This window comes from Erwinia piriflorinigrans CFBP 5888, from assembly GCF_001050515.1.
GTDB lineage: Bacteria > Pseudomonadota > Gammaproteobacteria > Enterobacterales > Enterobacteriaceae > Erwinia > Erwinia piriflorinigrans.
Map to the genome: position 1 here is coordinate 16,309 of NZ_CAHS01000011.1, position 20,777 is coordinate 37,085.

18 protein-coding genes are annotated in these 20,777 nt (G+C 54.4%); 12 read left to right on the forward strand and 6 right to left on the reverse strand.

Going from position 1 to position 20,777, the window contains the following annotated elements:
- Positions 1–1,386: an efflux transporter outer membrane subunit gene (locus EPIR_RS03670; protein WP_048696918.1), complete on the forward strand. Its 1,386-nt coding sequence runs from the start codon at positions 1–3 to the stop codon at positions 1,384–1,386.
- Positions 1,387–1,491: 105 nt separating this feature from the next.
- On the opposite strand, the gene EPIR_RS03675 is transcribed toward EPIR_RS03670, so the two are convergent.
- Complete coding sequence (locus EPIR_RS03675) at positions 1,492–2,220, reverse strand: hypothetical protein (RefSeq protein ID WP_023653956.1); 729 nt, start codon at positions 2,218–2,220, stop codon at positions 1,492–1,494.
- 694 nt (positions 2,221–2,914) lie between these two features.
- On the opposite strand from EPIR_RS03675, the gene aas reads away from it, so the two are divergent.
- Together aas and lplT are read left to right on the forward strand one after the other, a co-directional pair.
- On the forward strand, positions 2,915–5,086 hold the full coding sequence (aas, locus tag EPIR_RS03680; protein ID WP_023653957.1) for a bifunctional acyl-ACP--phospholipid O-acyltransferase/long-chain-fatty-acid--ACP ligase: 2,172 nt from the start codon (positions 2,915–2,917) through the stop codon (positions 5,084–5,086).
- Positions 5,067–6,272 carry a lysophospholipid transporter LplT gene (gene lplT / locus EPIR_RS03685; protein WP_023653958.1) on the forward strand — a complete coding sequence of 402 codons (1,206 nt, stop codon included), beginning with the start codon at positions 5,067–5,069 and terminating at the stop codon, positions 6,270–6,272. The genes aas and lplT overlap by 20 nt, the downstream gene beginning before the upstream one ends.
- A 72-nt stretch (positions 6,273–6,344) precedes the next feature.
- On the opposite strand, the gene EPIR_RS03690 is transcribed toward lplT, so the two are convergent.
- The 4 genes from EPIR_RS03690 to mutH all read right to left on the reverse strand — a co-directional run bounded on the left by EPIR_RS03690 (position 6,345) and on the right by mutH (position 9,484).
- On the reverse strand, positions 6,345–7,385 hold the full coding sequence (locus EPIR_RS03690) for an NADP(H)-dependent aldo-keto reductase (RefSeq protein ID WP_023653959.1): 1,041 nt from the start codon (positions 7,383–7,385) through the stop codon (positions 6,345–6,347).
- 201 nt (positions 7,386–7,586) lie between these two features.
- The gene (locus tag EPIR_RS03695; RefSeq protein ID WP_023653960.1) at positions 7,587–7,802 is read right to left on the reverse strand and encodes a YgdI/YgdR family lipoprotein; all 216 of its coding nucleotides are present in this window, start codon (positions 7,800–7,802) and stop codon (positions 7,587–7,589) included.
- Between the two features lie 169 nt (positions 7,803–7,971).
- Positions 7,972–8,682 carry a TerC family protein gene (locus tag EPIR_RS03700; protein ID WP_023653961.1) on the reverse strand — a complete coding sequence of 237 codons (711 nt, stop codon included), beginning with the start codon at positions 8,680–8,682 and terminating at the stop codon, positions 7,972–7,974.
- 115 nt (positions 8,683–8,797) lie between these two features.
- On the reverse strand, positions 8,798–9,484 hold the full coding sequence (gene mutH, locus EPIR_RS03705; protein WP_023653962.1) for a DNA mismatch repair endonuclease MutH: 687 nt from the start codon (positions 9,482–9,484) through the stop codon (positions 8,798–8,800).
- 685 nt (positions 9,485–10,169) lie between these two features.
- On the opposite strand from mutH, the gene rppH reads away from it, so the two are divergent.
- The 4 genes from rppH (at position 10,170) to thyA (ending at position 14,770) form a co-directional block, all read left to right on the forward strand.
- The gene (rppH, locus tag EPIR_RS03710; RefSeq protein WP_023653963.1) at positions 10,170–10,697 is read left to right on the forward strand and encodes an RNA pyrophosphohydrolase; all 528 of its coding nucleotides are present in this window, start codon (positions 10,170–10,172) and stop codon (positions 10,695–10,697) included.
- Between the two features lie 12 nt (positions 10,698–10,709).
- On the forward strand, positions 10,710–12,956 hold the full coding sequence (gene ptsP / locus EPIR_RS03715; RefSeq protein WP_023653964.1) for a phosphoenolpyruvate--protein phosphotransferase: 2,247 nt from the start codon (positions 10,710–10,712) through the stop codon (positions 12,954–12,956).
- 144 nt (positions 12,957–13,100) lie between these two features.
- Positions 13,101–13,979 (forward strand): prolipoprotein diacylglyceryl transferase, encoded by an 879-nt coding sequence (gene lgt / locus EPIR_RS03720; protein ID WP_023653965.1) that lies wholly within the window; start codon positions 13,101–13,103, stop codon positions 13,977–13,979.
- Entirely contained in the window at positions 13,976–14,770 is a 795-nt protein-coding gene (gene thyA, locus EPIR_RS03725) for a thymidylate synthase (protein ID WP_023653966.1), read from the forward strand. The genes lgt and thyA overlap by 4 nt, the downstream gene beginning before the upstream one ends.
- A 2-nt stretch (positions 14,771–14,772) precedes the next feature.
- Here the strand turns inward: thyA and ddpX are convergent, their stop codons facing one another.
- On the reverse strand, positions 14,773–15,345 hold the full coding sequence (gene ddpX / locus EPIR_RS03730) for a D-alanyl-D-alanine dipeptidase (RefSeq protein ID WP_023653967.1): 573 nt from the start codon (positions 15,343–15,345) through the stop codon (positions 14,773–14,775).
- Positions 15,346–15,478: 133 nt separating this feature from the next.
- Between ddpX and EPIR_RS03735 the strand changes: the two genes are divergently transcribed.
- From EPIR_RS03735 to recC, 5 genes are all read left to right on the forward strand, one after another.
- A complete protein-coding gene (locus EPIR_RS03735) occupies positions 15,479–15,946 on the forward strand; it encodes a prepilin peptidase-dependent protein (protein WP_048696921.1) in 468 nt (155 codons plus the stop codon).
- The gene (locus tag EPIR_RS03740) at positions 15,937–16,488 is read left to right on the forward strand and encodes a prepilin peptidase-dependent protein (protein ID WP_023653969.1); all 552 of its coding nucleotides are present in this window, start codon (positions 15,937–15,939) and stop codon (positions 16,486–16,488) included. Before EPIR_RS03735 ends, EPIR_RS03740 begins: the two co-directional genes overlap by 10 nt.
- Positions 16,488–16,901, forward strand: a complete 414-nt coding sequence (locus EPIR_RS03745) for a DUF2509 family protein (RefSeq protein WP_023653970.1) — start codon at positions 16,488–16,490, stop codon at positions 16,899–16,901. Before EPIR_RS03740 ends, EPIR_RS03745 begins: the two co-directional genes overlap by 1 nt.
- Positions 16,891–17,211, forward strand: a complete 321-nt coding sequence (locus EPIR_RS03750; RefSeq protein ID WP_023653971.1) for a prepilin-type N-terminal cleavage/methylation domain-containing protein — start codon at positions 16,891–16,893, stop codon at positions 17,209–17,211. Before EPIR_RS03745 ends, EPIR_RS03750 begins: the two co-directional genes overlap by 11 nt.
- 71 nt (positions 17,212–17,282) lie before the next feature.
- A complete protein-coding gene (gene recC / locus EPIR_RS03755; protein ID WP_023653972.1) occupies positions 17,283–20,651 on the forward strand; it encodes an exodeoxyribonuclease V subunit gamma in 3,369 nt (1,122 codons plus the stop codon).
- Positions 20,652–20,777 lie beyond the last annotated feature (126 nt).

Consider the following 20,777-nt stretch of genomic DNA (forward strand, 5'->3'; position numbering starts at 1 on the left):
ATGAAACTGACAAAGCTTACCCACCTTGCTGCTGTACTGCTGCTTAGCGGCTGCACGGTTGGCCCTGATTATCAACGCCCGTTCGCGCCGGTCACTGCGCACTATAAAGAGGCCAAAGGCTGGCGTGAAGCGCGGCCGCAGGACGATATCCGCAAAGGCGAATGGTGGGCGGTTTATCAGGATGCCACGCTGAATGGCCTGCTGCGCCAGGTACAAATCTCTAATCAAAATGTGGCGCAGTATCAGGCGCTGTATCGCCAGGCGCTGGCGCTGGCCGCCGCATCGCGCAGCGATCTATTCCCATCGGTCACCGGCAGCGGCAGCTCAACGCGCAGCGCCAGCGGCAGTAGCGGCCAGCGCAGCATCAGCAACAGCCACGAATTGCAGGCCAGCGCCAGCTGGGAGCTGGATATTTGGGGCAAGCTGCGCCGTACCCTTGAGGAAAACCGTGCCAGCGCCGATGCCAGCGCCGCCGAACTGGCAAATATCACTCTTAGCGCCCAGTCAACGCTGGCGCAGGACTATTTTCAGCTACGTATCCTTGACGGGCGTATCGCGCTCTATCAGCGTAGTATTGATGCTTATCAGCGCTACGTGACGGTCATCAATAACCAGTACCTTGCGGGCAGCGAATCCCGCGCTGCGCTGGCACAGGCGCAAAACCTGCTGGAGAGCGCCCGCGCCTCGGCGCTGGATCTCAACTGGCAGCGGGCGCAGCTGGAGCATGCAATCGCGGTGCTTATCGGTAAAACACCGGCGGAATTCAGCCTGGCGGCAGCGCCGCTCAACGCCAGGTTACCGGCGATCCCGGCGGTGCTTCCGGCCGATCTGCTGCAACGCCGCCCGGATATTGCCCAGGCCGAGCGCACCGTGGCGGCAGCCAATGCCGCTGTGGGCGTGGCGATTGCTGGTTATTATCCCGATCTGACCCTCAGTGCCAGCGGCGGCTTCTCCAGTTCGGTACTTCATAATGTGATTTCACTGCCCAACCGCGTCTGGTCGCTGGGGCCGGAGCTGAGCGGCACGCTGCTGGACTTTGGTGCCACTTCGGCAAAAGTTGAACAGGCGCGTGCCGCCTATGATGCCGATGTCGCCAGCTACCGCCAGACGGTACTGACCGGCTTCCAGGAGGTGGAAAACTACCTGGTGGAGCTGAATACCTTACAGGATGAAATGCTCGCGCAGCAGCGTGCTACCGCAGCGGCGCAGGAGTCGGCGCGTGTTACCCGTAATCAGTACCAGGCCGGAATGATCGATTATCTTGATGTCGCCACCACCGAAAATACCAACCTCAGCCAGCAGCAAAGCCTGCTACAGCTGCAAAGCACGCAATGGGTCACCAGCGTCCAGCTGATCGTGGCGCTCGGCGGCGGCTGGGGTTCTTAATGAAATAGAATCACTCACGTCACGATCCCCCGGAAGAAGTCAAAACCGGGGGAGTGAAATGCTGTTAACTATCAGGAAATAGTGTGGAATGAAAAGGATGATTAACTAATATTTATCGGCGACTATTTTAAGAAAAAACATTAAGTCCTGCCGTAAATAGTGCTTTAACTCCTGCTTTACCCTACCGACGGTTTTTAACGTTATGTTTTGAGCATCATCCGTTCCTTGCTGATATGGGGCGGCATTCCACATAAGTAATTTTTCACTCCTTTTTTTATATTCTTCAATCAGATCAATTTTTATTTTATCCCACACTTTCATATTATTGAGTGGATACCCATTTTTTTTATTTTCTTTGAATTCACGGTATATTGTTTCGAACAGTTCCCACTCATACTTAATGAGTTCCTGCGAGTAAGTAACATTTCCATCATTAAGAATATAAGCAAGGTGAGTCACTTCGTAGACAAAGCTATCTATTATATTTATTGGTATGCCTGATGTTTCTTCTTGTGTTGAAATAAACGTGATGCCAGATGTAGGTGTAAACGTTGTATTATAACTTTCAACGATAACTGCAGCATCTGCCAGTAGCAGTAAATTATTTCCCAATTCTAATGTTGATATTGCTATTTTACTGTTTTCATGAGTTGGAGAGTGTGGGCGTTTACTTACTTGCCTTGTCATTGTGTGTTGAGAATTTCTGACATCTTTAGCCTGCCTGGTAACACTTTCTGGGGAAGGATGGGAGGAGACGTTAACGGGTGTTTCATCGATGGATTGGTTAGCAGTGTAGATGTCGGGGTGGTGGTCTGAACTAATGCTGTTTGGCACTTTTTTTTCCTTGTGAAATACTGTCCAATATCAGCCTATAGTGTGATATTAAATGGCAGGATTATCTACCGATGACCAACCGTCATTCCACTCAATACTAACCGTAAATCCAACAGTAAATAGTGCTCCAGTCGCTCTCGTACTAACTCCTCGGAGCTTCGGATCCAACCCTGAGTATAAGCATTTTTTTACTCCATCGCTGATGAAAATTCTCGATACATTTTAAATGTGTTGATGTCATCAATATGAAGGAGAGCATAACGTTATGTCACTTTTCGTAGAAAAATATTTATCATCACTTTTATCATTTTTTCCTGCGGATGACTGATTTTTTTAGCCAGCCAGATAACGCTTGTTCGGGAGGGGAGAGTGGATATGTTATTGCTGAAATTGTAATGGATGTAGAATAGAGGAGAGGTCTCAAGAGGGGATGTTATTTGGCATTTTATTCCTCCATATGGGGGGATGTTTTCTGATTTCTGCGAGAGGTGTATTTTCCATTATTGAACGGGAGTGTTCTTCCGCGATAAAAAGCACTTGGCATAGTGCATATTCATATTAAAATTCGAACTAACACATATCGATAAAGTGGAATCGATCTAATTTAACTTAATGATCCTCCTATAAATATTGAATTATTTTGCTATATCATGCATCTTTAATAGCAATTATTAGCTAATGGAGCAGGCAGGCTATGCTGTTTACTTTTCTACGTGTGCTGTTGCGTCTGGCGTTTCGCACCCGCTTAACCGGCGACATTGCCAGTTTAAGCAAACAGCGGGTGTTGATTACCCCGAATCATATGTCATTCCTTGACGGGATACTGCTGGCCGTCTTTTTGCCGGTAAAACCGGTGTTTGCCGTCTACTCTTCAATTAGCGACCAATGGTATATGCGCGCGTTGCGATCGCTGATCGATTTCGTCCCGCTCGACCCCACCAAACCGATGTCGGTTAAGCATTTAGTGAAGCTGATCGGCCAGGGGCGTCCGGTGGTGATTTTCCCTGAAGGGCGTATCACCGTCACCGGTTCGCTGATGAAAATCTACGATGGTGCGGGGTTTGTCGCGGCAAAATCACAGGCAACCGTGGTGCCACTGCGTATCGAAGGGGCGGAGTACACACCTTTCGGTCGTCTCGGGGGCGTGGCCAAGCGCCGCCTGTTCCCACGCATTACGCTGACCGTCTTACCTGCCACCACCATCCCCATGCCGCAGGTGCCGCGTGCGCGTGACCGCCGCCGCCTGGCCGGAGAGCATCTCCACCATATTATGATGGAGGCGCGTATGGCGGTGCGCCCGCGTGAAACCCTGTTCCAGGCATTTCTCGCCGCCCGTACCCGTTACGGTCGGTTTAAACGCTGTATCGAAGACGTTAATTTCAAGCCCGATAGCTACACCGGGCTGCTGAAAAAAACGCTTGGCGTTGGGCGCATTCTGGAACGTTACAGCCAGCCCGGTGAATATATCGGCCTGCTGCTACCCAACGCGACCGTGACGGCTGCGGCTATCCTGGGGGCTTCTATGCGCGGGCGCGTTCCGGCAATGCTAAACTATACTGCCGGGGTTAAAGGTCTCACCAGCGCGTTGACCGCCGGTGAAATCAAGACCGTATTTACCTCACGCCAGTTTCTCGATAAAGGCAAGCTGTGGCATCTACCGCAGGGCATCACTCAGGTTAATTGGATCTATCTGGAAGATCTCAAAGATACCATGACCACTCAGGATAAACTGTGGATACTGAGCCATTTGCTGCTGCCACAGCGGGCAATGGTTGCTCAGCAGCCGGAAGACGCGGCGATGGTGCTGTTTACCTCTGGTTCTGAAGGGCATCCCAAAGGGGTGGTGCATTCGCATAAGAGCCTGCTGGCGAACGTCGAACAGATCCGTACCGTGGCAGACTTTACCCCACGCGATCGCTTTATGTCGGCGCTGCCGCTGTTCCACGCCTTTGGCCTGACCGTGGGACTGTTTACTCCCCTGATGACCGGCGCGCAGGTGTTTCTTTATCCCAGCCCGCTGCATTACCGTATCGTTCCTGAGCTGGTATACGACCGTAACTGTACCGTGCTGTTTGGCACATCCACTTTCCTGAATAACTATGCCCGCTTCGCTAATCCGTATGATTTTGCCCGTCTGCGCTACGTGGTTGCCGGGGCGGAGAAACTCCAGGAGCACACGCGTGAGCTGTGGATGGAGAAATATGGCATCCGTATTCTGGAAGGCTACGGCGTGACCGAATGTGCGCCGGTCGTGGCGATCAATGTGCCGATGGCCGCTAAATCTCATACCGTGGGGCGCATTCTGCCGGGCATGGATTCACGCCTGGTGTCGGTGCCGGGCATTGAGCAGGGCGGCCGATTGCAGTTGCGCGGCCCTAACATCATGAAAGGCTATCTGCGCGTGGAACACCCGGGCAGGCTTGAGGCACCCCAGGCCGATAACGGTGAAGGACAGATGGAAGCGGGCTGGTATGACACCGGCGATATCGTTAGCTTCGACGAAAGCGGCTTCTGCCAGATCCAGGGGCGCGTGAAGCGCTTTGCTAAAATTGCTGGCGAGATGGTGTCGCTGGAGATCGTGGAGCAGATCGCCCTGAAAGCCTCTGGAGACAAACAGCACGCCGCCACCCTTAAACCGGACGGCAACCGTGGTGAGGCATTGGTGCTGTTTACCACCGATGCACAGCTGACGCGGGAAACATTGATGCAGAGCGCCCGTGAGTTGGGTAGCCCGGAACTGGCCGTGCCGCGAGATATTCGCCTGTTGTCACAACTACCGCTGTTGGGCAGCGGTAAACCTGATTTTGTTACCCTGCGCGAGATGGCGGAGCAGCAGGAGGATCGTCGTGACTCATCCGCAGATTGAGGCAAAACCCCTGCTGTCAAAAGGGATGATGGCGGTGATCACCGCACAGTTCCTTTCGGCATTCGGCGACAACGCGCTGCTGTTTGCGACGCTGGCGGTGCTGAAGCAGCTGGCCTGGCCCGACTGGAGCCAGCCCGTGTTACAGATGGTGTTTGTCGCCACTTATATCATCCTGGCCCCGTTTGTGGGTCAGCTGGCAGACAGCTTTGCCAAAGGGCGGGTGATGATGTTTGCCAACTCGCTCAAACTGCTGGGAGCGCTGACCATCTGTGTAGGCTTCGATCCTTTCCTCGGTTATAGCCTGGTGGGGATTGGCGCAGCGGCTTATTCCCCGGCGAAGTACGGTATTCTCGGTGAGCTCACCGCTGGCGATACGCTGGTGAAAGCCAACGGCCTAATGGAGTCATCGACGATTGCGGCTATTCTGCTAGGTTCCGTCGCCGGGGGATTTCTCGCCGACTGGAATCTGACCGGCGCGCTGGTGACCTGCGTCACGGTGTACGGGCTGGCGGTGGCGGCTAACCTGCTGATCCCAATGCTTGCCGTGGCACGCGGTGGCCGCTCCTGGCACCCTAAACAGGTCTCTGCCAGCTTCTTCCTGGCCTGTGCCGTGTTGTGGCGTGACGGGCAAACGCGTTTTTCGCTGGTAGGAACCAGCATGTTTTGGGGAGCCGGTGTCACGCTGCGTTTTCTGCTGGTGCTGTGGGTTCCGGTGGCGTTAGGGATCGCTGATAACAAAACGCCAACGTTGCTCAATGCCATGGTGGCGATTGGCATCGTGTTCGGCGCAGTGGCCGCCGCGAAGCTGGTGACGTTGAAAACCGTGGCGCGCTGTATGCCCGCCGGGGTGCTGATTGGCGTGGCAGTGCTGGTTTTCTCCCTGCAACACAATGCGATAAATGCTTATTTGCTGCTGATTTTAATCGGCATGCTCGGCGGTTTTTTTGTGGTGCCGCTAAATGCATTATTGCAAATGCGCGGCAAAGAGAGCGTCGGGGCTGGCAACGCGATTGCGGTACAGAATCTCGGTGAAAATACCGCGATGCTGCTGATGCTGGGGCTTTACTCGCTGGCAATCAAATTTGGCGCATCGCCTGTGGCCACCGGCGCAGGTTTCGGTGCGCTGTTTGCGCTGGCGATTGCTTTACTATGGGGCTGGCAATGGCTTCAACATCGTCAGAAATGAACCCGTGTGACCAACCGGGCCGTTGATGGCCCGGTTGCTGCTGCGTTATCACCTGTTACGGCGGTCAAATCATCAAGGAGCCGGATAGGTATATCGGCGGTGGATCGCTTCCAGCCCGGCAACAACCTCTTCATTGAGCGTGACATCGTAGCTGTCGATATTGATTTTTAGCTGTTCCAGCGAGGTCGCGCCCAGCAGGGTGCTGGCGACAAACGGCTGTTGGCGCACAAAAGCCAGCGCCATTTGCGATGGGTCCAGCCCGTGCTGACGAGCAAGGTCCACATACTCAGCTATCGCCCGCCCGGACTGCTCACCGCTGTAGCGGGTAAAGCGGCTGAACAGGGTATTACGTGCTCCGGCCGGTTGAGCGCCGTTGAGGTATTTACCGCTTAGCGTGCCGAATGCCAGGCTGGAATAGGCCAGCAGCTCGACGCCTTCATGATGGCTAATCTCTGCCAGGCCCACTTCAAAGCTGCGGTTCAGCAGGCTGTAGGGGTTCTGAATGCTGACGATACGCGGCAGCTCATGTTTCTCCGCCAGTTGCAGATAGCGCATTACCCCCCATGGCGTTTCGTTCGACACGCCGATATAACGTATTTTGCCAGCACGTACCTGTTCGCTCAGCGCTTCCAGAGTCTCCAGTAGCGTCACCGTGGCGGCCTCTTCGCTGTACTGATAGTTCAGTTTGCCGAAGAAGTTAGTCTGACGCTGTGGCCAGTGCAGCTGGTAGAGATCAAGATAGTCGGTGTTCAGACGTTTCAGGCTGGCTTCCAGTGCAGCGCGAATATTTTTGCGATCGAGAGCCTGGTTAGGACGAATCGAGGCGTCTGTACCGCGTACCGGCCCGGCAACTTTTGAGGCCAGCACGACCTTATCGCGGTTACCCCGGCTTGTAAGCCAGCTGCCAATGTACTGCTCGGTCAGACCCTGTGTTTCCGGGCGTGGTGGCACCGGGTACATTTCAGCAGTATCAATCAGGTTGATACCGCGACTCACAGCCAGGTCAAGCTGTGCATGGGCATCAGCTTCACTGTTTTGTTCACCAAACGTCATGGTACCCAGCCCCAAAGAACTGACTTCCAGGGTACTGTGGGGAATACGGTGATAATGCATCGCGGGCTTCCTTTTTTCATTAGGCAAGGTCAGGGACATAAGCTACGTCCGCAACAAGAGGAGACTACCAGAAATTGACGGGTCACGCTGCCAACACCCCGGAGGCGGATTTAACCACGCTAAGTGGGGAAAGAAGCGATTGAGCGGGAAGGTCGGTAACAGCCACCTGCCATCTTGCGGCACCAGGTGGCAAGAAGCAGATTAACGTTCAACCATGGAAGAAACTTCATCACCGTTAATTTGTCGTTCATGACCAGATTCATCAGTATATTTCACCAGCCCGGTCTCTTTGTCAATCTGAGGCTTTCCCGTGGCCATGATCATTTTACCGTCTTTGGTTGCCATCACATAATCACTACTACAACCGCTAATCATCATTGCCAGGCCCAGCATCGCTGCGCTAAAAATCCACTTCATACTTATCTCCTGCATTTTTAATCACTCGATATAAGTGTACTAATAAACGCTTTTTCATGTTGAGTTAACAGCATGATTCCGAAAAATAAGCTACGCAGAACCCGTTATTGATAAAACTTTCGAAACTATCTGCGTTACCCTGGCGGTAAGCCAGAGTAACGCAATGACATCATTTCAGTTTGTTTTTATTCCGTAACAGGTTCAGGCTTTCCACCGCCATGGAAAAGAACATAGCAAAATAGATGTAACCTTTCGGGATATGGATGCGGAAACTCTCGAGGATTAAAGTGAAGCCAACGAGGATAAGAAACGCCAGGGCCAGCATTTTGACCGACGGATGGCGATCGACAAAATCACCAATAGCCCGTGCAGCAAACATCATCACCATTACCGCAATGACCACGGCTGCCATCATAATAATCAGGTGATCGGACAGGCCTACCGCCGTAATAACAGAGTCCAGGCTGAAGATAATATCCAACAGCATGATCTGAACGATAGCGCCGACAAAGGAGTGCACGTTGGTTTTGTGCTCGCTGGCACCACCCTCTATGCTTTCATGGATCTCCATGCCTGATTTCCACAGCAGGAATAATCCACCACCCAGCAGTATCAGATCGCGCATTGAGAAGTCGTGATCCATCAAGGTAAACAGCGGATCGGTCAGGCGGATAACCCAGGCTATCGAAGCCAGCAGGCCCAGGCGCATCAGCATCGCACCGGCCAGGCCCAGACGGCGGGCGGTATTTTGCTGGTGCTTGGGTAATTTAGCCACCACCAGCGACAGGAAGATAATATTATCAATACCGAGAACGATTTCGAGGATCGTTAAGGTTCCGAGCGCCAGCCAGGCGTTGGGGTCGGCTATCCATTCAAACATTCTTTCGTTACACCCTAAACTTAAACAAAACATAAACGGCGATTATACGCAGGGATGACTAAAGCATGAAAACTTTGCCACATCTTTTTAATGCGCGGTTTGATGGCGGCGCTGTTTACAACAAAAAATGGCGGGCGAGCAGCGGAGCGGTAAAGGTTTTCTTCAGATAAAAACCACGCGGTAAGGTCATGACGGGTTGTCCGTTACGGCCAATGGCTTCGGTCAGCGCTTTACTGTTGGCGGCCTTAGGACGTATTTGCAGCACTTCCCCGTGGCGGGCGGTGATCCGATCCACCTGGCCCAATACGATCATATCCATCAACTCTTCCCAGTCGTTCTGCAATTGCCGCTCTTCTTCTGCATTCGGGCTCCACAGCAAGGCTGCGCCGACACGACGCTGTTCCAGCGCAATGCTGCGCTCACCTTCAACCGGTACCCACAGCACACGAGCCAGCTTATGTCGGACATGGCTGTTAAGCCAGGTGACTCCGCTGTTGCCGGTAAGTGGCGCAACGCAGACAAAGGTGGTTTCCAGCGGACGGCCTGCGGCATCAACCGGAATCGTTTTCAGCTCGACGCCAATTTCGGCGAAGTCCTGCTCCGGTTTGCTGCCAGCGCTGGCTCCGAGATAACGTTCCAGCAGCATGCCGACCCAGCCCTTATCTCGTTGCAGATTACGTGGGATTGGTAAGCCGATACGTAATGCCAGCTCTCCCAGCGTGTAGCCTGCCAGGGCGGTAGCGCGTGCCAGCAGTTCGTCTTCATTTTGCGGTGGGGGAACCCGATCAATGACATCGTTCATCTATCGCTTCCGTAATTGTTCAAAATATAGGCGCATCCTGTTTGTTTCACCACTTTCAGCTGTCGCCTTGGGGGTAACGCGAATAATAGCATGATATATCGTGTTTTTTTATGGTTCCCGCTGCCTGGAAACAGGGACGACGTTTCGGTTTTACCCGGCTTGTCACCGACAATGAACAGGTTCACTGGGGTAGTTATCCACAGAAATATGGGATAACTCGCAGATTAACCGAATACTGTTTCCATTTACAGCCTTGACGTGGGCATATTTATCAAGTTTTACCCTGATTAAGCCTAACTAATCGACATATTCTGTGGATAACGTGATAAGCGTTCGATCTTTCACCAGTTGTGCTTTCGGCTTTTATGACAGGCGTATGTCAACGGGTGTAAAACCTGTGTTTTGCGAGGAAGCCTTATGATTTATATAGGCTTAATTTTTTTTTGTAAAATCACTCGCTGTGCGGCAGGTAAAGTTTTCCCCACCTGTTAACAGAGTTCTGCACAAAGCTATCCACAGAAAACGTGAATAAGATCGCCATTTTATCCGCTTTTCTGTTTATAACTTTACTATTTACCCCCAGTTATCCCAGCCCCATCCATAGAGTTTGCGTAAAAGCAGTGGTTTACCGTCTGTGAGGAGTATGAAACAATCAGAACATCCAGTTTTAGTTTGAGGTAGTCCGGTGATCGATGATGATGGCTACCGCCCGAATGTTGGTATCGTAATCTGTAACAGGCAGGGGCAGGTCTTGTGGGCCAGACGTTTTGGCCAACACTCTTGGCAGTTTCCCCAGGGAGGGATTAATCCCGGCGAAACCACCGAGCAGGCGATGTACCGCGAACTTTTCGAGGAAGTCGGCCTGAATCGCAAGGATGTCCGTATCCTTGCCGCTACCCGTAACTGGTTACGATATAAGTTGCCGAAACGTTTGGTGCGTTGGGACACAAAGCCGGTTTGTATCGGCCAAAAACAGAAATGGTATCTTTTGCAGCTGATGTGCAATGACGCGGATATCAATATGCAAACCAGCAGTACGCCAGAATTCGACGGCTGGCGCTGGGTAAGCTACTGGTATCCGGTGCGTCAGGTGGTATCTTTTAAACGTGATGTCTATCGTCGCGTCATGAAAGAGTTTGCCAGCGTGGTCATGCCCCTGCAGGAGAATACCTTACAGAGAAATACGCCGGGTTATCGACGAAAGAGAGGTTAAGCCACGTAGATTATGCTCACACAGCTGCGCGAAATAGTTGAAAAAGTGGCAGCAGCGCCCCGGCTTACCGAGGCGCTGGATATCCTGGTTAATGAAATTTGTCTGGCAATGCATACCGAAGTCTGCTCGGTTTATCTTGCTGACCACGATCGCCGCTGCTACTACCTGATGGCAACGCGCGGGCTGAAAAAGCCGCGTGGGCGCACGGTAGCTCTGGCTTTTGATGAAGGTATCGTCGGGTTGGTGGGGCGTCTGGCAGAGCCGATTAACCTTGCTGATGCCCAGAAACACCCCAGTTTTAAATACGTACCCTCCGTAAAAGAAGAGCGTTTTCGTGCTTTCCTCGGTGTGCCAATTATCAGCCGACGGCAGCTGTTGGGCGTGCTGGTGGTTCAGCAACGTGAGCACCGGCAGTTTGATGAAAGTGAAGAGTCTTTTCTGGTTACGTTGGCGACCCAGTTGGCGGGCATCCTTTCACAGTCTCAGCTTAATGCGCTATTTGGTCAGTACCGGCAAACCCGCATCCGTGCGCTGGCAGCCGCTCCCGGCGTGGCTGTCGCCCAGGGATGGGTTGATTCCAGCCAGCCATCCCTGGAGAACGTTGTTTCTGCTTCGACGCTGGACACGGTGCGTGAACGTGAGCGCCTGGCCCTGGCACTCACTGAAGCCTCTAACGAATTCCGCCGCTACAGTAAGCGTTTTACCGCCAGCATGCATAAAGAGAGTGCGGCAATCTTCGATCTCTACTCTCACCTTTTAAGCGATGCGCGGCTAAAGCAGGATCTACAGGCCGAGATCGACGCCGGATCGGTTGCCGAATGGGCGGTAAAAAAAGTCGTAGAGAAGTTTGCCGCCCAGTTTGCCAGCCTACAGGACAGCTATCTGCGTGAGAGAGCCGGGGATCTGCGTGTACTGGGCCAGCGTCTGCTATTCCACCTTGATGACACCGTGCAGGGCACCAACACCTGGCCTGAACGTTTTGTGCTGGTGGCCGATGAGCTGACCGCCACCACGTTGGCAGAATTGCCACACGACCGCCTCGTGGGCGTTGTGGTGCGCGACGGAGCCGCTAACTCGCACGCGGCTATTATGGTGCGCGCGATGGGCATTCCGACAGTGATGGGTGCCGATATTCAGCCAGAGTTGATCAATGGGCGCATGCTGATCGTTGATGGCTATCGCGGGGAGCTGCTGGTCGATCCGGAACCGATGCTGGTACAGGAGTACCAGCAGCTGATCAGCGAAGAAAACGAACTGAGCCAGCTGGCAGAAGATAATGTCTTTTTGTCAGGCGCGCTGAAAAGCGGTGAGCTGGTAAAAGTGATGCTCAATGCAGGGTTGAGCGCAGAGCACGAGCAGATTCTGGGCAATCGGGTGGACGGCGTCGGCCTGTACCGCACGGAAATTCCTTTTATGCTGCAAAGTGGTTTTCCGTCGGAAGAAGAGCAGGTGGCGCAGTATCAGGGCATGCTACAGCTCTTTCTTGATAAGCCGGTTACGCTGCGTACGCTGGATGTGGGCGCGGACAAGCAGCTGCCCTATATGCCGATCAGTGAGGAAAACCCGTGCCTCGGCTGGCGCGGCATCCGCCTGACGCTCGATCAGCCAGAGATCTTCCTGGTTCAGTTACGTGCGATGCTGCGAGCCAATGTTGCCAGCGACAACCTCAACATTTTGCTGCCGATGGTCAGTAGCCTTGAAGAGATCGACGAAGCCCGCAGGCTGCTTGACCGCGCCGCGCGCGAAGTGGAGGAGATGCTAGGGTACACCATTCCACTCCCCCGCCTCGGCATCATGATTGAGGTGCCGTCAATGATCTTCATGATCGACCAGCTTCGGCAGCGGATTGATTTTGTCTCTGTCGGCACCAACGACCTGACCCAGTATCTGCTGGCGGTGGATCGCAACAATACGCACGTTGCCAACCTGTACGACAGTCTGCATCCGGCAATGCTGCGCGCGCTGAAAGCGATTGCAGACGCCACCCGCCATGCAGGCCTTGAGCTCTGTCTGTGCGGCGAAATGGCGGGCGATCCGATGTGTGTGGCGCTGCTGGTCGGCTTAGGTTATCACCATCTCAGCATGAACGGCCGCAACGTGGCGCGCGTGAAGTATCTGCTGCGTCATATTGACCTGCAAGACGCGCAAAATTTGGCCCAAAGCGGGCTGCAAGCGCAGCTAACCAGTGAAGTGCGTCATCAGGTGGTCAGCTTTATGGAGCAGCGAGGATTGGGTGGTTTGATCAGAGGAGGGCGCTAAAATGCTGCCGGCTGGTGGTGATGCCTTACAAAGTTTACAGTTCCCCGGGCCTGAATAATTCCCTTTATGCTATGATCCGCGCCTTCTCAATATAGCCTTTGGCGCATGACCGATCGTCAAGACTGACTTTAATAATGGTGAAAGATGAATAACGGCTATCTGGCTTTTCCTCAATTTGATCCGGTGATCTTCTCCCTCGGACCGGTTTCACTGCACTGGTACGGGCTGATGTACCTGGTAGGCTTTGTCTTCGCCATGTGGCTGGCCGTACGCCGTGCCAATAAGCCAGGCAGCGGATGGAAAAAAGAAGAAGTGGAAAACCTGCTGTATGCGGGTTTCCTGGGGGTTTTCCTCGGCGGTCGTATTGGCTACGTGCTGTTTTACAACATGCCCCTGTTCCTCGATAACCCGCTATATCTGTTCAAGGTTTGGGATGGCGGCATGTCATTCCACGGCGGTTTGATTGGCGTGATTGTCGTGATGCTGGTGTTTGCTCACCGTACCAAACGACATTTCTTCCAGGTGGCTGATTTTATCGCGCCGCTGATCCCATTTGGCCTCGGCGCGGGTCGCCTCGGCAACTTTATCAACGGTGAACTCTGGGGGCGGGTCGATCCTAACCTGCCGTGGGCGATGCTCTTCCCCGGCTCACGCAGCGAAGATATCGCGCTGGTGGCAACGCATCCGCAGTGGCAGCCGCTTTTGTCAACCTGGGGCGTCTTGCCGCGCCATCCTTCGCAACTGTACGAACTGCTCCTCGAAGGTGTGGTGCTGTTTATCATTCTTAACCTGTTTATCCGTAAATCACGTCCGATGGGTGCGGTCTCCGGGTTATTCCTGATTGGTTACGGCGCGTTCCGCATTATCGTCGAGTTTTTCCGTCAGCCTGACCAGCAGCTTGGCCTGTTCGGCGGAATCAGTATGGGGCAGATCCTGTCATTACCGATGATTCTGGCAGGAGTAATAATGATGATTTGGGCTTATCGTCGTCGCCCGCAGCGACAAGTTCGTGAGGAAAAATGAAACAATATCTGGCGTTAATGCAGCATGTGCTTGAACAGGGCACGCCGAAAGACGATCGCACCGGCACCGGCACGCTGTCCGTTTTTGGTCATCAGATGCGTTTCAATCTGCAACAGGGTTTTCCGCTGGTCACCACCAAAAAGTGCCACCTGCGCTCAATTATTCATGAGCTGCTGTGGTTCCTGAACGGGGACACCAATACCGCTTACCTGAAAGAAAATAAGGTGTCGATTTGGGACGAGTGGGCAGACGAAAATGGCGATCTCGGCCCGGTCTACGGTAAGCAGTGGCGCAGCTGGGGAGCCGCAGACGGGCAGCAGATTGACCAGCTGAGCAAGGTTATCGAACAGCTAAAAAGCGATCCTGACTCGCGGCGCATTATTGTCTCGGCCTGGAACGTCGGTGAGCTGGACCAGATGGCACTGGCTCCGTGCCACGCTTTTTTCCAGTTCTACGTGGCGCAGGGGAAGCTATCCTGCCAGCTTTATCAGCGCTCATGCGATATTTTCCTCGGTTTGCCGTTCAACATCGCCAGCTATGCCCTGCTGGTGCATATGATCGCGCAGCAGTGCGATCTGGAAGTGGGCGATTTTGTCTGGACCGGCGGTGACACTCACCTGTACAGCAACCACCTGGACCAGGCGCGGTTACAGCTACAGCGTGAACCGCGTGCGTTGCCAAAATTGGTGATTAAGCGCAAGCCAGACTCGCTGTTCGACTATCGTTTCGATGATTTCGAGATTGACGGTTACGACCCGCATCCGGCGATTAAAGCCCCGGTAGCTATCTGACGTTAACCCCCCGATGCCGGGGGGTAGCAGTCAAATTGTTCAGGCAGCAGTGCATAGCTCGCCGCCTGAGGCAGTTCAAAATGCCACCACTCGGTGGCAATGCCACAGAATCCCCCACCAAACATGATGCCGTTCAGCAACAGGCGATGACGTTGAGCCTGTGCTGACACGGCAGGATGATACGCATGAGAATGCGGATGCATCTCATCAAACCCGCTTCCCATATCAACAATCTTATTTTCAGGGTCTACCAGCGTCACATCCACCGCTGTACCGCGACAATGGTTAGAACCCTGGCCAGGCGGGATGACATAGTCCGGGTCCGAACAGGACAGCCATAAATTTTGCTGTGCCTGCTGTGGACGATACGCGTCGTAAACCAACAGGGTAAAGCCCGCCAGCTGCGCAATATGCACGCTGCGCGCCAGCGCTGTGGCGGCATCGGGATGCAGCAGACAGCGGTTTTCACGATAGATAGCCTGCCCGGTGATATTGTCTGCCGTGGCATATTTTAGATCGATCCTCACCTGCGGCAACACGACGCGGATATCCACCAGCTGTGTAAAAGGCATCATTATTTCTCCCTTATGGAAAGGGCATCTTAACGTTAATGAACGCTTATGCAACATCACAATAACCCTGGAAGATGGCCCGCATTCTAATATGTTCACGCTGGCAACAGCAGAAGAAAAGCGCAGACTGCCCGCTATGAAAACGAGGGATGCATACGGTTTTACGCTGCTGGAAATGATGTTGGTCGTCACTATTGTCAGCCTGCTTAGCCTGGGGGGGTGGCGTAGCTGGCATAACTGGCAGCAGCGTCAGCAGCTGAATGACAGCGCTCAGCAGATCCAGCGGCTGCTGCAACGACTGCGTAGTGATGCGAACTGGCACAACGCGGTGCGGCTACTGTGGCTTAAACCCGGTGCGATCTGGTGTCTGGGGAGCGGAAGCGTTCCCACACGCTGTCGCCCCGGAATGCGATACGTTTTACCCGCCCCGTATCCGGAAATTCGCGTAGCGGAAATCACCGGCGGAATGGGGTTTTATGGCAAAAAGAGCATGGCGCATGCAGGCAGAATCGTTATTAGCAGCCCTGCGGGTGAACGCCGCGTGATCCTCTCTGCCCGTGGACGGGTGCGCATCTGCGCACAGTCGGAGGAGCAATGTCGCTGAAAGCGCAGGGGTTCACGCTGTTTGAAATTCTGATCGCTATGGCCATTGGCAGCCTGTTATTGATCGGCGCAGCACGAACGCTGCCGCTGCTACAAGCACAGAATTTGCGCTTACTGATGCAGACACAGCTGCATGAGGAGCTGCAACAGATGATGCAGACTTTGGAAAAAGCCGTGCGGCGTGCGGGTTACTGTAACGGCACATGTCAGGGGAAAGGGCTGCGCATTGGCCGTGCTGATGGCAGCTGTCTGCTGGTGCGCTGGGATGAAAACAGCAACGGTCACTGGGAAAGCACGGGGCGCGATGACAGTGATTTTTACGGCTACCGACTGCGGGCCAAAAGCCTTGAGATGCAGCGTGGCGTGGACAACTGTGAAGGGAGCGGCTGGGAGCGGCTAAACGATCCTCGCCTGATGGGTATCAGCGCTTTTCGGCTGGAGATCCGTCAGCGGCAGGTGTTGGTCACGCTCAGCGGATTTGCTAAAGCCCGGCCTGACATCTCACTTACCGTTGAGCACTGGCTAGAGGCAGGGAACCTGTGATGCGCGTCCTGTCGCAACGGGGTAGCAGCACGCTCATCATGGTGATCATCCTTCTGCTGATGGGAACGCTGATGCTTAACGCCACGCGGCGGCAACTTGGGGATGCAGTCAGTCTGGTCGGTGATGAACGGATTTACCTGCAACAATTTACCGCAGCAACGTCAGCGCTCGCCTGGGGGCAGCGTCTGCCCTGGAAAGCAGCCGAAGGCTGGCAATGCCAGCAGTTGGGTGAGTACCGTTGGCGTGCCTGTCTGCACGTTGCGCGCATGTTGCTGCGCGCCGATAGCGGGCCAGACACCCTGACGTTGTATCACTGGATGAATAAATCCCGTTCGGGTAGATGGAAGTTCCGGCCACACGGCTGGCTGGACTTCTGCCCACTGACGGAAAAAGGAGGGTGCGATGTGGAGTAACGCAGATAACCAGCGCGGGTTCAGTCTGGTGGAGACCTTATTTTCCCTGTTGCTATTTAGTATGAGTGTCACCGTGCTGATGAAATATCAGCAGGTGCTGGGGCTGGGGTTTCAGCAGCAATGGCAGCAGCGTGAAGCCTGGCGCCAGGCTTTTCAGCGTTTGCAGGGTAATGAGAGTATGGAATGGCACAGCCAGCTTAGTTCGCACAGTGGGCCGGCGGGTTGCCAGTTGCTCCGTGCAAGGGTTACCAGCCCGGTAGGGCGGCAGGCCACGTTGACCCAGCTGAACTGTCATCGGGATGTCAGATAGCATGGTGGCGTTTGCAAGCCGCGCCGAACGGGTTACAGTACCCTCCGCGAGATTATTAAGGGACAGGCCGTATGTTTACCGTTTACCACTCAAATCAGCTGGATATACTGAAAACGCTGGCCTGCTGGCAGATAGAGAACCAGCCGCTACGCGATCCGCTGCGTTCTGAAGTGGTACTGGTGCAAAGCCCCGGTATGGCGCAGTGGCTGCAAATGTCGCTGGCCGAACAGTTTGGCATTGCTGCCAATATCGACTTTCCGCTGCCCGCCAGCTTTATCTGGGACATGTTTGTACGCGTGTTGCCTGAAATCCCTAAGGAGAGCGCGTTTAACAAATCCAGCATGAGCTGGAAACTGATGGCGATCCTGCCCGATATGCTGCCGGGTGAAGCCTTTACCCCGCTGCGGCAATACCTGAGCGATGACGACGACAAGCGTAAGCTGTTCCAGCTGGCATCACGCGTCGCGGATCTGTTTGATCAGTACCTTGTTTACCGCCCGCAGTGGCTAAACGGCTGGGAAAAGGGCCAGCTGACAGAAGGACTGGGGGATGCTCAGATATGGCAGGCTCCGCTATGGGCGGCGTTGGTGGAGTACACCCGGCGGCTGGGACAGCCGGAATGGCATCGTGCGAATCTTTATCAGCGATTTATTTCGCTACTGGAAAACAGCAGCACGCGTCCGGCAAACCTGCCCGATCGGGTGTTTATCTGCGGTATTTCGGCACTGCCGCCAGTTTATTTGCAGGCGCTAAGGGCATTGGGAAAACATATTGATATTCATTTGCTGTTTACCAATCCCTGCCGTCACTACTGGGGGGATATCCAGGACTACGGTTTCCTCGCCAGGTTGCAAAGCCGGCATCGTCGCCATTACCAGGATAACCGGCAGATCCCGCAGTTTCGCGATGCCGATAACGCTTCCTCGTTGTTTAATGACGCGGGTGAGCAGCAGCTAAGCAATCCACTGCTCGCTTCCTGGGGAAAGCTGGGGCGCGATAATCTTTACCTGCTGGCGCAGATGGAGCCAAACGAAGTCTTCGCCTTTGTTGATATTGAACCCACCGACCTGCTGCAAACGCTCAAGCGCGACCTGCTGGAGCTGGAAGATCATGCGGTTATTGGCCTGAAGAAGAGCGAGTGGGAGAAAAGCCGCAGCAAGCGCATTCTGGCCGCAGAGGACCGTTCGATAGCAATCCACCAGTGCCACAGCCCACAGCGCGAAGTCGAGGTGTTGCAGGACAGGCTGCTGGCGATGATGGCCGATGACCCAACGTTGACCGCACGCGATATCATCGTCATGGTGGCTGATATTGATGCCTACACGCCGTTTATTCAGGCGGTGTTTGGCAATGCGCCTGCCGAACGCGCCGTGCCGTTTGCCATTTCTGACCGACGTGCCAGCCAGGCGCACCCGGTACTTCAGGCCTTTATTTCCCTGCTCAGCCTGCCAGACAGCCGCTTTACCGCAGAGGAAGTCCTTGCCCTGCTGGAAGTGCCTGCTGTCGCCAGCCGTTTCGCCATAGATGAAGAGGGACTGCGCCTGCTGCGCTTCTGGGTCGCGGAATCGGGGGTACGCTGGGGGCTGGATGATGATGGCGTGCGCGATCTCGATCTGCCCGCCACCGGCCAGCACACCTGGCACTTTGGACTGACGCGCATGCTGCTGGGCTACGCGATGAACAGTGAAGCGGGCGACTGGCAGGGGATCCTGCCCTTCGACGAGTCCAGCGGACTGATTGCCGAACTGGCAGGCAACCTGGCCGAGCTGCTGATGCAGCTCAACCGCTGGCAGCAGTGGCTGAGTGAGCCGCGTGAGCTAGAGAACTGGCTACCGCTGTGTCGCCAGATGCTGGATGACTTTTTTATCAGCGATGCCGACACCGAAGCGGCTCTGACGCTGATTGAAGAGCAATGGCAGCAGGCGATTGGCTATGGCGTGCAGGCCTCATACCAGCAGGCGGTGCCGCTAACCCTGCTGCGCGATGAACTGTCATCACGTCTTGATCAGCAGCGTATCAGCCAGCGCTTCCTCGCTGGCCCGATTAACTTCTGTACCCTGATGCCAATGCGCTCTATCCCGTTCAAAGTGGTGTGCCTGCTGGGCATGAATGACGGCGTTTATCCACGAACCTTGCCGCCGCTGGGTTTTGACTTAATGAGTCAGCAGATGCAGAAGGGGGACCGCAGCCGCCGCGACGATGACCGATACCTGTTCCTGGAAGCGCTGAACTCGGCGCAGCAGCAGCTGTACATTAGCTACATTGCCCGCTCGATTCAGGATAATACGGAACGTTACCCGTCGGTGTTGGTCAGTGAATTAGTGGAGTATATCAGCCAGAGCTTCTGCCTGGCCGAAGACAGTGCTAACGACGTGGACAGTAGCGCCGAGGCGGTGATGAAACACCTGCACCATCTGCACAGCCGTATGCCGTTTGCGGCGGAGAATTTCCGCTCTGATGCAGAGTTTCGCAGCTTTGCCGTCGAATGGCTACCCGCTGCCAGCGGACTGGGAACCGCTCATCCACCGTTTATGCAGGCGCTGCCGGAAGAGAGCGAAACGGTCATCGCTTTTGACAAACTGATCCGTTTCTGGCGTCACCCGGTTCGTGCTTTTTTCAGTTTGCGGCTCGGCGTCAGCTTTCAGCTGGAAGAGACCGGATTACCGGATGCGGAACCGTTTTCCCTTGATGGACTGAGCCGTTACCAGGTCAACAGCCTGCTGCTTAACAGCCTGATCGACGGCAAGGATGGTAACAAGCTGTATGCCCGACAGCGTGCTGCCGGGGTACTGCCTTACGGCGCATTCGGTGAACTTTTCTGGCTGGAGCAGGAGTCAGAAATGAGAGAGCTGGCCGAACGGGTGCGTGAGCAGCGCGCCGCAGCGGAAAGTTGGGAGATTTCTCTCACGCTCGGCGGAACCACACTCAGTGGCTGGCTGCCACAGGTGCAGGACAGCGGCCTGTTGCGCTGGCGTCCGGGGATACTGAACTTTCATGATGGCTTAACGCTATGGCTGGAACATTTGGTGTACTGCACAATGGGCGGCAGCGGTAGCAGCCTGATGCTGGGGCGCAAAGAAAGCATGTGGCGTTTCCCGGCTTTGGATGCCGACGTCGCGCAGCAGCATCTGATTCACTATATTGAGGGCTACCGCTTGGGCATGCGCTCTCCTCTGTTGTTAACCGCTTCAGGCGGCGCGTGGTTGAAAGCGTGCTTTGATGAAAAGGCGGGCGTATTACGGCTTGATGATGCCACGCAGAAACAGGCACGCGGCAAGTTGCTGCTGTGCTGGCAGGGAAATTACCAGGTTGATGGCGAGGGAAGCGACCCTTATCTGCAACGATTACTGCGTCGGCTGGATGATGACAGCGTGCAGGAGATGAGCGATCAGGCAGAACGCTGGCTGTTTCCGCTGCTGTTGCACCATCAGCCCGGGTAAGTTTATGCCTTGAGGTAAATGTCAGGGGTTGCGAACATCGCACGCGACATTCAAGCGTTTTTTTACCTGATAATTGATCACGTTAGCATGCGTCATTGGGCCATGCCGAAATATGTAAGCCGATAT

Bases quoted from the DNA above. Each gene is read 5' to 3' on its own strand.
- EPIR_RS03670 (WP_048696918.1), top strand. From the start codon at position 1: ATGAAACTGACAAAGCTTACCCACCTTGCTGCTGTACTGCTGCTTAGC.
- aas (WP_023653957.1), top strand. From the start codon at position 2,915: ATGCTGTTTACTTTTCTACGTGTGCTGTTGCGTCTGGCGTTTCGCACC.
- EPIR_RS03690 (WP_023653959.1), bottom strand. From the start codon at position 7,385: ATGCATTATCACCGTATTCCCCACAGTACCCTGGAAGTCAGTTCTTTG.
- EPIR_RS03695 (WP_023653960.1), bottom strand. From the start codon at position 7,802: ATGAAGTGGATTTTTAGCGCAGCGATGCTGGGCCTGGCAATGATGATT.
- EPIR_RS03700 (WP_023653961.1), bottom strand. From the start codon at position 8,682: ATGTTTGAATGGATAGCCGACCCCAACGCCTGGCTGGCGCTCGGAACC.
- mutH (WP_023653962.1), bottom strand. From the start codon at position 9,484: ATGAACGATGTCATTGATCGGGTTCCCCCACCGCAAAATGAAGACGAA.
- ptsP (WP_023653964.1), top strand. From the start codon at position 10,710: ATGCTCACACAGCTGCGCGAAATAGTTGAAAAAGTGGCAGCAGCGCCC.
- lgt (WP_023653965.1), top strand. From the start codon at position 13,101: ATGAATAACGGCTATCTGGCTTTTCCTCAATTTGATCCGGTGATCTTC.
- thyA (WP_023653966.1), top strand. From the start codon at position 13,976: ATGAAACAATATCTGGCGTTAATGCAGCATGTGCTTGAACAGGGCACG.
- ddpX (WP_023653967.1), bottom strand. From the start codon at position 15,345: ATGATGCCTTTTACACAGCTGGTGGATATCCGCGTCGTGTTGCCGCAG.
- EPIR_RS03735 (WP_048696921.1), top strand. From the start codon at position 15,479: ATGAAAACGAGGGATGCATACGGTTTTACGCTGCTGGAAATGATGTTG.
- EPIR_RS03740 (WP_023653969.1), top strand. From the start codon at position 15,937: ATGTCGCTGAAAGCGCAGGGGTTCACGCTGTTTGAAATTCTGATCGCT.
- EPIR_RS03745 (WP_023653970.1), top strand. From the start codon at position 16,488: ATGCGCGTCCTGTCGCAACGGGGTAGCAGCACGCTCATCATGGTGATC.
- EPIR_RS03750 (WP_023653971.1), top strand. From the start codon at position 16,891: ATGTGGAGTAACGCAGATAACCAGCGCGGGTTCAGTCTGGTGGAGACC.
- recC (WP_023653972.1), top strand. From the start codon at position 17,283: ATGTTTACCGTTTACCACTCAAATCAGCTGGATATACTGAAAACGCTG.